The following is a 12,936-nucleotide window of genomic DNA, read 5'->3' on the forward strand; positions in this document are numbered from 1 at the left end:
GATCAGTCCCGGGTGGCCAGCTGGATACCTTCCCAGGCGACGCTGGCAAGGTGGTCGATCTGGTCCGGCGTGATCACATAGGGCGGCATGAAGTACACCACGCTGCCGAGCGGGCGAAGCATCGCCTGGTTCTTCAGCGCATGCTGATAGACGCGGATGCCGCGGCGCTCTTGCCAGGGGTAGGCTTCGCGGGTTGCCTTGTCCTTGACCATCTCTATGGCCAGCACCATGCCGGTCTGGCGGACTTCGGCCACATGCGGATGGTCGACGAAGTGGGCGGTGGCCTTGGCCATGTGCGCCGACAGCGCCTTGTTGGTCTCGATCACGTTGCCCTGTTCCAGCAGGTCCAGCGTCGCCAGCGCCGCGGCGCAGGCAAGCGGGTTGCCGGTATAACTGTGCGAGTGCAGGAAGGCGCGCATGCTCTCGTAGTCGTCGTAGAACGCCTGATAGATGGTGTCGTTGGTCATGCACACGGCCATTGGCAGATAGCCGCCGGTCAGCGCCTTGGACAGGCAGAGAACGTCCGGGGCGATATCGGCCTGTTCGCAGGCGAACAGGCTGCCGGTGCGGCCGAAGCCGACTGCGATTTCGTCGTGGATCAGGTGCACGCCGTAGCGGTCGCAGGCCTCGCGCAGCAGCTTGAGGTAGACCGGGTGATACATGCGCATGCCGCCGGCGCACTGGATCAGCGGCTCGACGATAACCGCGGCAATCTCCTCGTGCTGCTCGGCCAGGGTCTGTTCCATGTGCGTGAACATCTGCCGGCTGTGTTCCTCCCAACTGACGCCTTCGGCGCGGTAGTAGCAGTCGGGTGAGGGCACGGTAATCACGTCCATCAGCAGCGGCTGATAGGTTTCCTTGTACAGCGCAACATCACCGACCGCCAGCGCCGCCAGGGTTTCGCCATGGTAGCTGTTGGTGAGGGTGACGAAGCGCTTCTTCTGCGGTTTGCCGATGTTGAGCCAGTAGTGAAAGCTCATTTTCAGCGCCACTTCGATGCAGGAGGAGCCGTTGTCGGCATAGAAACAGCGGGTCAGCGGATCTGGCGTCATTTTTACCAGCCGCTCGGACAGTTCGATCACCGGGGTGTGGCTGAACCCGGCGAGAATTACGTGCTCAAGCGAGTCGAGCTGATCCTTTACGCGCTGGTTGATATAAGGGTTGGCGTGGCCAAAGATGTTGACCCACCAGGAACTGACGGCATCCATGTAGCGGTTGCCTTCGAAGTCATGCAGCCAGATGCCTTCGCCCCGTTGAATCGGGATGACCGGCATGTGCTCGTGGTCTTTCATCTGGGTGCAGGGATGCCAGAGCACCGAAATGTCGCGTTGCATCCACTCGTTGTTCAAGCCCATGTTCACCTCTTGTTGGAATAGCCTGGTGAGCGATTGTACATGAGCAAGGGGCGAGGTGCAGGAGCGGCCGGGAGCAGACTGCCCGGCCCGTCGCAGGATGTTTGAGGTTGGCTTCCGGCGGTGCTCAGCGGGTGCCGAACACCACCATCGTCTTGCCTTTGACGTCGATCAGCCCTTGCTCTTCAAGGCTTTTGAGAACGCGTCCGACCATTTCCCGGGAGCAGCCGACGATACGGCCGATTTCCTGGCGGGTAATCTTGATCTGCATGCCGTCGGGATGAGTCATGGCATCGGGCTGTTTGCACAGCTCAAGCAGGGTGCCGGCGACCCGTCCGGTGACGTCGAGAAACGCCAGGTCACCAACCTTGCGCGTGGTTTTGCGCAGGCGCTCGGCCATCTGGCGCCCGACGGCGTAGAGCAGCTCGGGGTCGCGCTGGGTCAGTTCGCGGAACTTGCTGTAGCTGATTTCCGCTACTTCACATTCGGTCTTGGCGCGAACCCAGGCACTGCGGTCATGCTGGGCCGGTGACAGGTCGAACAGGCCCATTTCACCGAAGAAATCACCCTGGTTCAGGTAGGCAATAATCATTTCACGGCCATGTTCGTCTTCGATCAGGATCGTGACCGACCCTTTGACGATATAGAACAGACTGTCCGACTGGTCGCCCGCATGAATCAGCGTGCTGCGGGCGGCGAACCGTCTGCGATGGCAGTGGGCGAGAAAAGCATCCAGATTTTTTATTTTAGTAGTCAGGTTGATTGAAACCATTAAAAGCGTGTCCTGGCCGTAGTCGCGCGTACCGAAGATGCGTGGCATCCGTGTCAGCCTCAGCGTGAGACTGAAACGGATTATGTCCAGTTTTTATCCGTATGACCAGTGCGGACATATGCCGCAGGTTGCTGTGGTATTCTCCCGGCCCTGTGAGCGATTTTCCTGCGGGAGTCTGTGATGAAAGCAACGATCAAGTGGGTTGACGGGGTCATGTTTCTGGGTGAATCCGGCAGCGGCCACACGGTGGTAATGGACGGTCCGCCGGAGGCGGGTGGGCGCAATATGGGTATCCGCCCGATGGAGACCGTGCTGGTAGGGCTGGGCGGTTGCGCCAGCTTCGATGTGGTCAGCATTCTCAAAAAGGCCCGTCAGGATATTCGGGATGTGCACACCGAACTGGCGGCCGAACGCGCTGATGTCGAGCCCAAGGTATTTACCAAGATTCATCTGCACTTCGTTGTGACCGGCAAGAACCTGAAGGAAGCGCACGTCAAACGCGCGGTTGAGCTGTCTGCCGAGAAGTACTGTTCGGCGTCGATCCTGATGGGCCGCGCCGGTGTGGAAGTGACCCATGATTACGAGATCGTCGAAATCGACTGATTGTTCTGCAGCGGGCGCAGCATTCTGCGCGCCCGCACTTCCGGTTCGTGGCGCCTGCGGTCACTCCGTTGGCTAGCCCGGCCCTTTCATGCAAGCGTCTGTGAGTTACCATCGGGCTCCCCAATAACAACAATCAGGGAGTAGTCATGCGTACATTCATGTTGGCAGGAAAGCTGCTGATGCTGGTCTTCTGGCTGACCGTTATCCTCAGTCTGTTCAATCTGGTTCCGGTACCCAATCCACAGCGCCTGCAGATGATCGCGTTGATCGTGCTGGGTGTGCACGTGCTGGAGTGCCTGTTGATGTTCGGCAAGCTGAGGAAAGTTGGCTCTTTGGGCCGGCAGTTGTTGCAGGTCATGCTGTTCGGGGTGCTGCATTTGCGTCACCCCGATACCGTCCGGTCGATCAATCAGGCCTTGTAAGTCGCCTTGGTCATGACCTTGGAGAGCAGCACCATGGCTTGCTTGATCGGCTCCGGGAATACCGCTCCGCCGGCTTCCAGCGCCTGCTGGCCATGTTCGATCTCGTCTTCGCGCATCTGCTCCAGGATGGCGCGCGACTTGATGTCTTCCTCCGGCAGCTGGGTCAGGTGATCGTCAAGGTGACGCTCGACCAGCTGTTCGGTGGCGGCAACAAAGCCCAGGCTGATGCGGTCACTGATCAGCCCGGCGGTTGCACCAATCCCGAATGACATCCCGTAAAACAGCGGATTGAAGATGCTGGTGCGGCTGCCCAGCTCCTTCAGGCGTTGTTCGCACCAGGCCAGGTGGTCTATCTCCTCCGCCGCGGCGTGCTCCATCTTCGAGCGGACTTCGGGTAGCTTGGCGGTCAGCGCCTGGCCCTGATACAGCGCCTGCGCGCATACCTCTCCGGTGTGGTTGATGCGCATCAGACCGGCGATATGCTGGCGCTCGTGATCGTCCATTGGCACGTTAGCCAGATGCTGCGCCGGCGACGGACGCTGGGCCTGTGCTGCGCCAGGAATCAGCGTACGCAGTGACTGGTCTGCCTGATTCAGCAGGCGGTCGAGAAAACTGTAGTGTCGCGTGCTCATGATGGCGTCTCCTGCCCTGCAACGCCTAGCCCGGAGGCCAGGTCATCTGGCGCTTGCCAAGGACATGCAGGTGAATGTGGTAAACGGTCTGGCCGCCCTGTTCGTTGCAGTTGAACACAGTGCGGTAACCCGCCTCGCAACCCAGCTCTTTTGCCAGTTTCTGCGCGGTGTAGAGCATATGGCCAACGACGGCGCGATCCTCTTCGGTGACGTCGTCCAGTGTGGCGATATGCTTCTTCGGGATCACCAGAAAGTGCACTGGGGCTTGCGGGTTGATATCGTGAAAGGCGAAGACCTGATCATCTTCGTATATCTTCTTGGACGGAATCTTGCCGTCGATGATCTTGCAGAACAGACAATCCACGCTGCGCTCCTTGGTTGGCTGAGGGTCGCGGCCGGTGACCGCGTTGGTGGCAGTGTAACGCAGGCAAACGGATTGGCACTATCGGGAAGTGCGTGGCAGGACTGCGGCGCAGCAGAGGAGGCGTTGATTGAAAAACGATATTCATGACCTGGGGTTGGTGCTGGACTCGCGCGTTCGCCTGATCGTCATCGAGTCCTGGCAGGAGCCGCGGGTACTCGAGACCATCGGCTCGCTGGCTGTTCAACGCGCGCAGACCTGGTACACCTGGAATCATCTGGACGGTTTGAGTCGGCTTGGCTTCGGGGCAGAACCTGATCCCGAACGCGACACTCGCGATGCCGGGGTTGCCCTGGATGTGGTGAGGGAGGCCGGCGAAAATGCACTTTATGTCTTCTGCGACCTGCATCCATTCATGGACTCGCCACGCATCGTGCGTCAGCTGAAGACGCTGGCAATGAACCGGGGGGCGACCGGCCCGACGCTGATCCTTGTCAGCCATGCAGTCAATCTGCCACCGGAGCTGAGGCGTCTAGCTGCGCGTCTGCAGTTGAGCATGCCATCGGAGGAGGAGCTGACCGCCATTGTGCGCGAGGAGGCCATGCGCTGGAGCGAGGCCAATCGGGGGCAGCGGGTGCGTACCGACAATCGCACGTTGCAGCAGGTGGTACGCAACCTGCGCGGCACCACCCATGAGGAGGCGCGGCGGCTGGCCCGTAACCTGATCATCGACGATGGTGCGATCGACCAGAGTGACCTGCCGAACCTGAACAAGGCCAAGTTCGAGTTGCTGGGCATGGATGGCGTGTTGAGTTACGAGCAGGAAACCGCGCGTTTTGGTGAAGTGGGTGGTTTGCAGAAGCTCAAGGCCTGGCTGGCCGACCGTCATGCAGCCTTCAGCAAGGCGGGGCCGGTTCAGGATATGCCCCGCGGTGTGTTGCTGGTAGGGGTGCAGGGCGCGGGCAAGAGCCTCGCGGCCAAGGCGATTGCCGGGCTGTGGGGGCTGCCGCTGCTGCGTCTTGACATGGCGGGGCTCTACAACAAGTACATTGGCGAGACCGAAAAGAACCTGCGTGATGCCCTTCAGCTGGCCGACGCGTTGGAGCCCTGTGTGCTCTGGATCGACGAAATCGAGAAGGGTGTTGCGGCGGATCAGAGCGACAGCGGCGTTTCGCGTCGGATGCTGGGCAGCCTGCTGACCTGGATGGCCGAGCGCCAGTCTCGGGTATTTCTGGTCGCGACAGCCAATGATGTCGCGCAATTGCCCCCCGAGTTGATCCGCAAGGGGCGCGTGGATGAGCTGTTCTTTGTCGACTTGCCGGATGAGTCGGTGCGGGCGGAGATCTTCGGCATTCATCTGGCAAAGCGCGAGTTTGATCCGCGGCAGTTCGACCTGCAGCAGTTGGCCCAGGCCAGTGACGGATTCTCCGGTGCGGAGATTGAACAGGCGGTGGTCTCGGCGGTCTATGCCTGCGCAGCCAGCGGCGAGCCGCTCGGCGGGCGCGATATCCTTGCCGCGATTGCCCGCACCTCACCGCTGTCTGTCGTGATGGCCGAGAAGCTGCAGGCCCTGCGTGCCTGGGCGCAAGGCCGAGCGGTGAAGGCGGATTAGAAGGGTTTGACTACCACCAGAATGACGATGCCTACCAGTGCCAGTACCGGTGCTTCGTTGAACCAGCGGTAGTAGACATGCGAGCGGGTATTGGCGTTGTTCGCAAAGCGGGTGCGAATGCGTCCGCACATGTGATGGTAGATCACCAGCAGCGCGACCAGCGCCAGTTTGGCATGCATCCAGCCTTGGCTGAGCCAGCCGGGGTTGAGATAGAGCATCCAGCCGCCGAGCAGCAGGGTGACGATCATTGAGGGGTTCATGATCCCGCGCAGCAGCTTGCGCTCCATGATCTTGAAGCGCTCGCGGCTGATCTCGTCTTCGGCCTGGGCGTGGTAGACGAACAGCCGAGGCAAGTAAAAGAGGCCGGCGAACCAGGTAATCACGGCCATGATGTGAAAGGCTTTTATCCAGAGGTACACACGAGTCTCCTGTGACTGGCTGCTGCGCGGGGCGGCGCTGGTAATTTCTGCCAGCGCTTTTATCATAGGGGACCGCTTTGCGGCCTCTGAGCGCAGGCTTGCCGCAGAGTATCAACAATTCACATGCAATTCAGGACGGAATGATGATCAAAGTAGGCATTGTAGGCGGAACCGGCTACACCGGTGTTGAGTTGCTGAGGCTGCTGGCCCAGCACCCCGAAGCGCATGTCGAGGTCATCACGTCCCGATCCGAGGAAGGCCTCTGTGTTGCAGACATGTACCCCAATTTGCGCGGTCACTATGACTACCTGCGCTTTTCCGTGCCGGATGTCGCCACACTGGGCGCCTGCGATGTAGTGTTCTTTGCTACTCCGCACGGCGTCGCGCACGCGCTGGCCGGCGAGCTGCTGGCTACCGGCGTCAAGGTGATCGACCTGTCGGCAGACTTCCGCCTGCGCGACGCCGACGAGTGGGCGCAGTGGTATCACCAGCCGCACGGTGCCCCTGATCTATTGCCTGAAGCAGTCTACGGCCTGCCCGAGGTCAATCGTGAGGCGATCCGCGGTGCGCGGCTGATCGCCGTGCCCGGTTGTTATCCGACCGCGACGCAGCTTGGTCTGATTCCCCTGCTGGAGACGGGGCTGGCCGATCCGGCAACGTTGATCGCAGACTGCAAGTCGGGTGTCAGCGGCGCAGGACGTGGGGCGAGTGTCGGATCCCTGTTGTGCGAAGCGGGCGAGAGCATGAAGGCCTACGCGGTTGCGGGTCATCGTCACCTGCCGGAAATTCGCCAGGGGCTGCAACAGGCTGCCGGCGGGCCTGTCGGTTTGACCTTTGTGCCGCACCTGACGCCAATGATTCGCGGCATTCATGCCACCCTGTATGCACGAGTCGCAGATGCCAGCGTGGATCTGCAGGCGTTGTTCGAGCAGCGTTATGCCGACGAGCCCTTTGTTGACGTCATGCCTGCAGGCAGTCACCCGGAGACGCGCAGCGTGCGTGGTGCCAACGTTTGCCGCATCGCGGTGCACCGTCCGCAGGGCGGGGATCTGGTCGTTGTGTTGTCCGTGATTGATAACCTGACCAAGGGCGCTTCCGGTCAGGCCGTGCAGAACATGAACATCCTGTTTGGTCTGGACGAGCGCGCCGGCCTGCAGCAGCCCGCGCTGCTGCCCTGATGTTCGGTTCACGGCGCCCCGGCTCTCACTCCTTCCGGGAGCATCATGTGACGCTGCAGCCGCGCGAAAGCCGGATGCAGCGGCGCTGGCGGCGCGCAGTGGTCATCTTGTTGCTGATCTCAATTCCGGTCAGTGCCTGGCAAGGCTGGGAAGCCGCGATGCGGCACCAGCAGCCGCTCGAGCTGGAGCGCCTTGCCCTGGTTGAGAGTCAGGCGCAACTCACCAGCGAACTGGAGGAGGCCCGTCAACGTTATCACCAGCTGGAAGTCGATTTGCTGGTGGCGCGCGACGCTGTTGCTGAGGGGCAGCAGATTATTCACGAGCTTGAGGCCCAGCTGTTCAAACAGCAGCAAAGTCTGGCCCAGTACCAGGGCGTGCTGGCGCCAAGTGCGATGGCGCCGGGGCTGCGAATCCAGGCTTTTGAGTTGCAGGCCACAGACTCTCCGGAGGCTTTCCGCTATAAAGTCATGGTCAGCAGGGTGGGGGACGAGAGCGATACGCTGGAGGCCAGTCTGGCAGTCAGTGTCAAAGGGCTGCTCAATGGCAAGACCGAGGAGTTGTCTCTGGCAGACCTGTCCCCGTCATTGGGAGATGATCAACTGGCGCTGAATTTCCGCTACTTTCAGGTCGTGCCCGCTCGCAGTGAGCAGGCCCTGCTTATCCTTCCGGACGGCTTTGATCCCCAGCAGGTCAAGCTCGTCGCAACCCGTAACGGAGACACCCTGGTTGAGCAGGTTTTCGATTGGACGGTTACAGGAGCAGAGCACTGATGTGGGGATCCGAAAAGCGCAAAAAGGCTGATATCGGCCAGTTTAGTGGCAAGACGACCATCATTGCCCAGCAGGCCCAGATACGTGGTGATATGCGATTTGATGGCGCCTTGCAGATTGATGGTCGGGTTATCGGCAGTATCGAGGCTGAAGAGGGGCTGGTGCGCATCAGTGAGCACGGCTACGTCGAAGGTGTCATAAAGGCGCCTCATGTGGTCATCAATGGCCAGGTCGTTGGCGATGTGCATGCACTCGAGCACCTTGAGCTGGATGCCAAGGCGCGGATTAGCGGTGATCTTTATTACCGCTATATGGAGATGGTTATGGGGGCGCAGATCAGCGGTCAGCTTAATTATCTCGATGACAGTGCCCAGTCAGCCCAGCTGGACGCGGTCCTGCAGCTCGAATCGGAGAATAGTTGACCAAAAACCTCGGGAAAAAGGATAATGGCCGCCCTGTTGTGCTGCGGCCAAGGTCGCTGGAGGTTGTATGTCTGCTGAAGTCTTTGTCCCTTCACCGCTTATTTTCAGTGATAACGCGGTCAGTAAGGTGCGTTCGCTGATTGAGGAGGAGGGGAACGACAGGTTGAGTCTGCGCGTCTTCGTGACAGGCGGCGGTTGTTCCGGGTTTCAGTACGGCTTTACCTTTGATGACGAGTTGGCCGAGGACGATACCGTTGTCGAGCGCGACGGTGTGCGTCTTGTCGTTGATCCGATGAGCTTCCAGTATCTGGTCGGGTCCGAGGTGGATTACCAGGAAGGCCTTGAGGGTTCGCGCTTCGTGATCAACAACCCTAACGCCAGCACGACCTGCGGCTGCGGCTCTTCCTTCTCGATCTGATTCAGGCGGGGTACAGCGCACCCAGAATGCGCTCACCGCCTGCTCCTGTCACGCTTGGCAGATTGCCGCTGAGGCGCTGATCAAAACGCCACGCCAGCCAGGCGAATGCGATCGCTTCCATCCAGTCCGGGCTGACTCCCAGCTCCGCTGTAGACTGAACCGCCTGTGCCGGCAGCAAATGCTGCAGCAGTGCCATCAGGTGGCGATTGCGCGCTCCACCGCCACACACAAACAGCTCGCTGCTGTCGCGCGCGGCGTGTTCGACACTTTGAGCAATGGTCGTGGCCGTGAGCATGGCAAGGGTAGCCTGCACGTCTGCGGCCGGTATGTCGGGGCTGTGCTGGAGGTGTGCTGCCAGCCAGCCCTCGTGGAAATACTCGCGCCCCGTGCTTTTCGGGCCGCTGCGCGCGAAGTAGGGGTCTGCGAGCATGCGATTCAGCAAAGCCTGATGGGGGTGGCCCTGCCGCGCCCAGTCGCCGTTGGCGTCGTAAGGCAGACCCGTATGGCGCTGAGTCCAGTTGTCCATCAGGGCATTTCCCGGGCCGGAGTCAAAGCCTGCAACAGGCTGCCCCGGCCGGAGGACGGTCAGGTTGGCAAACCCGCCGATATTCACCAGGGTGCGGGTTTGTGTTGGACAGCTCAGCAGCCAGTGGTGAAATGCCGGTACCAGCGGCGCCCCCTGGCCACCGGCGGCGAGGTCGCGACTGCGAAAGTCGGCTATGACGTCGATACCGGTTAGCTCTGCGAGCAACGACGGTGAGCCGATCTGCAAGCTGAAACCCTGTTCCGGATGATGACGGACTGTCTGGCCGTGGCTGCCGATAGCGCGCACCTGCTCGGGGGCTGTCTGGCTTTGAGTCAGTAATTGCTGTACGCCCTGGGCTGCCAGTCTTGCCCATGCGTTACCCGCGACGCCGGACAAATAGAGTTCGTCGCCTCCCGGGCTGCACAGATCCAGCAATTGCTGGCGCAGATCGGCAGGCATCGGCACGCAAAGGGCGTCCAGGCACTCGGCCCGGCGTTCATCGTTGAATCGGCAGAGGGTGATGTCGATACCATCCAGGCTGGTGCCTGACATGATACCGACATACAAGGGGGACATTACTGATCCAGCGCGGCGAGCTGGGTAGCGCGTGTCTGGTCCATCGACGCCATCAGCTGCTGGCTGGTGGCGAGGAAGGCGGTGCGCTCACTGCTGGGGATTGGGTCGGAGGCCGGAAGCTGCACGCTAAGCGGGTCAACGTGACGGCCGTCAACACGGAATTCGTAGTGAAGGTGCGGCCCGGTGGCCAGGCCAGTCATGCCTACGTAGCCGATGATCTGCCCCTGGGTGACGTGCGTGCCCGCAGTAACACCCCGTGCGAAGCGGCTCATGTGTCCATACAGCGTCTGGTACTTGCGCCCGTGCTGGATAACGACGGCATTGCCGTAACCGCCCTTGCGGCCGGCGGAAACAACCCGGCCGTCGCCTGTCGCCTTGATGGGTGTGCCGGTGGCAGCAGCATAATCGACGCCTTTGTGGGCGCGAATGCGATTGAGCACCGGGTGCAGGCGACCGGGATTGAAGCGTGAGCTGATCCGGGCGAAGTCGACCGGGGTCCGGATGAAGGCCTTGCGCATGCTGGTGCCGTCAGCCCGGTAGTAGCTCGCATAGCCATTGCGATCCGTGTAGCGCACCGCGGTGTAGGTCTTGCCCCGGTTGGTAAAGCGGGCGGCCAGAATGTTTCCCGCCCCTACGGTTTTGTCATCGACGTGCTTTTCCTCAAACAGCACTTCAAAGCGATCGCCTTGGCGGATGTCGCGCGCGAAGTCGACGTCATAGCCGAAGATGTTGGCCATCTGCATTGTCAGGTTGTGATTGAGCCCGGCGTGCTGAGCGGCGAGAAACAGAGAGCTGTCGATGGTGGCTTGAACGTAGCGTTCGCGGATTTCAGGCTCGATAACCTGCTTGCTGAACTGGTAGCCGTCTGCCGTTCGATCAATGCGGATGGTTTCCAGGTCGTTCAGTTTGGAGCGCATCGCGGTCAACTGACCTTCCGCGTCGGTCTGATATTCCAGCACCTGGCCCACATTCAGGCGAGTGAAGCGGCGCGCGTCCTGACTGCTGTTGATGACAGCATGCAGGGTGCTGACACCCAGGTTTGCCTGATCAAACAAGGTGGATAGGGTGTCGCCGTTGGCAACGGTAATTTGTTGCCAGGTAGGGCCGACCTCTGCAGCTGCAGTGTCAACCGCAACAAGGGGCTCGTCGTTCGCTGTGGCGGTTGCCTGCCGTGCGATATCCATCGGTTTGGGGATTGTGACTGCTTCGCTGACCAGTGCGTCCAGTTGTTCAGGAGACTGGGAAAGCGACTGGTCGGCGTTGGATTCGGGGGCCGGCAACTCGAGCTGGACTAATGTCTTCTTGGCTTCGACGTCGGCGGTAGGGACTACGAGCAGGATGATGCTCAGCGCTGCTGCGATACCGCTGGCTGCCACGAGGTGGCTTTTGGGGTATCGCGGTGACTTTTTATCTTGAGATCCCATAAGCGCTCTTGTGTAGAAGTATTCTAGATAAAGTGGACTAACTTGCTAAATTATAATTGAAAAGCTGCTGTGGCAAGCTTTTGCCTTTCCCGCCTGTCAGATTTATACCGCCAAATTATGTCCGTTTCGTAAAGCCTGCTGTCCGCAAGGTGCGCCTGCGCTGCTTGTAATTGATAGGCAATGTTGTATGGTTTGTCCCCCTGAAAACACCACCCACTGACACTCACAGGAAAACTGCAGCTATGAAGCCGGTTGACGAGCAGTTGGCGCTGATCAAGCGCGGCGCCGATGAAATTCTGGTTGAGGGCGAGTTGCGCGCCAAGCTGGAGCGCGGTAAGCCACTGCGAATCAAGGCGGGTTTTGATCCGACCGCACCTGACCTTCACCTCGGTCACACCGTGCTTATCAACAAGCTGCGACAGTTTCAGGATCTCGGTCATCAGGTTTTGTTTCTCATTGGTGACTTCACCGGCATGATCGGCGATCCGACCGGCAAGAACGTCACGCGTCAACCGCTGACTCGCGAGCAGGTGGCTGCCAACGCCGAGACCTATAAAGAGCAGGTTTTCAAGATTCTGGATCCTTCCAAGACGGTGGTCATGTTCAATTCGACCTGGATGGACAAGATGACCTCCGCTGACATGATTCAGTTGGCGGGCAAGTACACCGTCGCTCGGATGCTGGAGCGCGATGACTTCGACAAGCGTTACAAGGGTGGTCAGTCGATCGCAATCCATGAGTTCCTGTATCCATTGGTGCAGGGCTACGACTCTGTTGCAATGGAGGCGGATGTCGAGCTGGGTGGTACTGACCAGAAGTTTAATCTGCTGATGGGGCGTGAGCTGCAACGGCAGTATGGGCAGGAGCCTCAGGTCATTCTCACCATGCCGATTCTGGAGGGCTTGGATGGCGTGAAGAAGATGTCCAAGTCGCTGAATAACTATATAGGCATCAGCGACGCGCCTGGTGAGATGTACAACAAGCTGGTTTCAATGCCGGACAGTATTATGTGGCGCTACTTTGAGCTGCTCAGCTTCCGCAGTATGGAGGAGATTGATCAGTTCAAATCGGACGTCGCTGCTGGTGCCAATCCGCGCGACATCAAGATCAAGCTTGCCGAAGAGTTGGTTGCTCGATTTCATGGAGAAGAGGCCGCGGCCAATGCTCACCGCTCAGCAGGCAATCGTCTGAAAGATGGCGAGCTGCCGGCGGATATTCCAGAAGTGGTTATTGAGGCGGAGGCTGATCTGCCGATTTCCGCAGTTATCAATCGGGCCGGTATGGCGAAGAATGCTGCTGCTGCGCGTGATTTGCTTTCTGCCGGTTCGGTGAAGGTTAACGGTGAAGTGGTCGACCACTCCTGTGTGCTTGCGCTGGGTGAAGAGTACGTGTGTCAGGCCGGTAAAAAGCGGTTTGCCAAAATTCTTCTGAAAAAGGCTTGACGGGAGA

15 protein-coding genes are annotated in these 12,936 nt (G+C 59.9%); 8 read left to right on the forward strand and 7 right to left on the reverse strand.

Annotated features, from left to right (window positions below; translation table 11 throughout):
- Positions 1-2: 2 nt before the first annotated feature.
- Both B7O88_RS15980 and crp read right to left on the reverse strand, forming a co-directional pair.
- Positions 3-1,355 (reverse strand): adenosylmethionine--8-amino-7-oxononanoate transaminase, encoded by a 1,353-nt coding sequence (locus B7O88_RS15980; protein WP_088277475.1) that lies wholly within the window; start codon positions 1,353-1,355, stop codon positions 3-5.
- Positions 1,356-1,479: 124 nt separating this feature from the next.
- Positions 1,480-2,124, reverse strand: a complete 645-nt coding sequence (gene crp / locus B7O88_RS15985; RefSeq protein ID WP_088277477.1) for a cAMP-activated global transcriptional regulator CRP — start codon at positions 2,122-2,124, stop codon at positions 1,480-1,482.
- A 180-nt stretch (positions 2,125-2,304) separates the two neighbouring features.
- Between crp and B7O88_RS15990 the strand changes: the two genes are divergently transcribed.
- Together B7O88_RS15990 and B7O88_RS15995 are read left to right on the forward strand one after the other, a co-directional pair.
- Positions 2,305-2,727 (forward strand): OsmC family protein, encoded by a 423-nt coding sequence (locus tag B7O88_RS15990; RefSeq protein ID WP_083728081.1) that lies wholly within the window; start codon positions 2,305-2,307, stop codon positions 2,725-2,727.
- Between the two features lie 146 nt (positions 2,728-2,873).
- Positions 2,874-3,149 carry a DUF1145 domain-containing protein gene (locus B7O88_RS15995; protein WP_088277479.1) on the forward strand — a complete coding sequence of 92 codons (276 nt, stop codon included), beginning with the start codon at positions 2,874-2,876 and terminating at the stop codon, positions 3,147-3,149.
- Here B7O88_RS15995 and coq7 read toward each other — a convergent pair.
- Together coq7 and B7O88_RS16005 are read right to left on the reverse strand one after the other, a co-directional pair.
- Positions 3,137-3,784, reverse strand: a complete 648-nt coding sequence (gene coq7, locus B7O88_RS16000) for a 2-polyprenyl-3-methyl-6-methoxy-1,4-benzoquinone monooxygenase (protein WP_088277481.1) — start codon at positions 3,782-3,784, stop codon at positions 3,137-3,139. The genes B7O88_RS15995 and coq7 overlap by 13 nt on opposite strands.
- A gap of 22 nt (positions 3,785-3,806) precedes the next feature.
- Positions 3,807-4,145 carry a histidine triad nucleotide-binding protein gene (locus B7O88_RS16005; RefSeq protein ID WP_088277483.1) on the reverse strand — a complete coding sequence of 113 codons (339 nt, stop codon included), beginning with the start codon at positions 4,143-4,145 and terminating at the stop codon, positions 3,807-3,809.
- Positions 4,146-4,272: 127 nt separating this feature from the next.
- Here B7O88_RS16005 and B7O88_RS16010 point away from each other — a divergent pair, with 127 nt between their 5' ends.
- Positions 4,273-5,754 (forward strand): AAA family ATPase, encoded by a 1,482-nt coding sequence (locus B7O88_RS16010; protein WP_088277485.1) that lies wholly within the window; start codon positions 4,273-4,275, stop codon positions 5,752-5,754.
- Here B7O88_RS16010 and hemJ read toward each other — a convergent pair.
- Entirely contained in the window at positions 5,751-6,173 is a 423-nt protein-coding gene (hemJ, locus tag B7O88_RS16015) for a protoporphyrinogen oxidase HemJ (RefSeq protein WP_268807005.1), read from the reverse strand. The two genes, B7O88_RS16010 and hemJ, sit on opposite strands and share 4 nt — an antisense overlap.
- Positions 6,174-6,316: 143 nt before the next feature.
- On the opposite strand from hemJ, the gene argC reads away from it, so the two are divergent.
- The 4 genes from argC (at position 6,317) to erpA (ending at position 8,961) form a co-directional block, all read left to right on the forward strand.
- A complete protein-coding gene (gene argC / locus B7O88_RS16020) occupies positions 6,317-7,351 on the forward strand; it encodes an N-acetyl-gamma-glutamyl-phosphate reductase (protein ID WP_088277489.1) in 1,035 nt (344 codons plus the stop codon).
- Between the two features lie 47 nt (positions 7,352-7,398).
- Positions 7,399-8,121 (forward strand): DUF6776 family protein, encoded by a 723-nt coding sequence (locus tag B7O88_RS16025; RefSeq protein ID WP_088277491.1) that lies wholly within the window; start codon positions 7,399-7,401, stop codon positions 8,119-8,121.
- The gene (locus tag B7O88_RS16030) at positions 8,121-8,543 is read left to right on the forward strand and encodes a bactofilin family protein (RefSeq protein ID WP_088277493.1); all 423 of its coding nucleotides are present in this window, start codon (positions 8,121-8,123) and stop codon (positions 8,541-8,543) included. Before B7O88_RS16025 ends, B7O88_RS16030 begins: the two co-directional genes overlap by 1 nt.
- 67 nt (positions 8,544-8,610) lie before the next feature.
- Complete coding sequence (erpA, locus tag B7O88_RS16035) at positions 8,611-8,961, forward strand: iron-sulfur cluster insertion protein ErpA (protein WP_088277495.1); 351 nt, start codon at positions 8,611-8,613, stop codon at positions 8,959-8,961.
- A 1-nt stretch (position 8,962) separates the two neighbouring features.
- Here erpA and B7O88_RS16040 read toward each other — a convergent pair whose 3' ends face one another.
- Positions 8,963-10,063, reverse strand: coding sequence for an anhydro-N-acetylmuramic acid kinase (locus B7O88_RS16040; RefSeq protein WP_088277497.1), 1,101 nt, complete (start codon positions 10,061-10,063; stop codon positions 8,963-8,965).
- The gene (locus B7O88_RS16045; protein WP_088277499.1) at positions 10,063-11,487 is read right to left on the reverse strand and encodes a peptidoglycan DD-metalloendopeptidase family protein; all 1,425 of its coding nucleotides are present in this window, start codon (positions 11,485-11,487) and stop codon (positions 10,063-10,065) included. The genes B7O88_RS16040 and B7O88_RS16045 overlap by 1 nt, the downstream gene beginning before the upstream one ends.
- A gap of 242 nt (positions 11,488-11,729) precedes the next feature.
- On the opposite strand from B7O88_RS16045, the gene tyrS reads away from it, so the two are divergent.
- Positions 11,730-12,929, forward strand: a complete 1,200-nt coding sequence (tyrS, locus tag B7O88_RS16050; RefSeq protein ID WP_088277501.1) for a tyrosine--tRNA ligase — start codon at positions 11,730-11,732, stop codon at positions 12,927-12,929.
- Positions 12,930-12,936: the final 7 nt, after the last annotated feature.

This window comes from Halopseudomonas aestusnigri, assembly GCF_002197985.1.
GTDB lineage: Bacteria > Pseudomonadota > Gammaproteobacteria > Pseudomonadales > Pseudomonadaceae > Halopseudomonas > Halopseudomonas aestusnigri.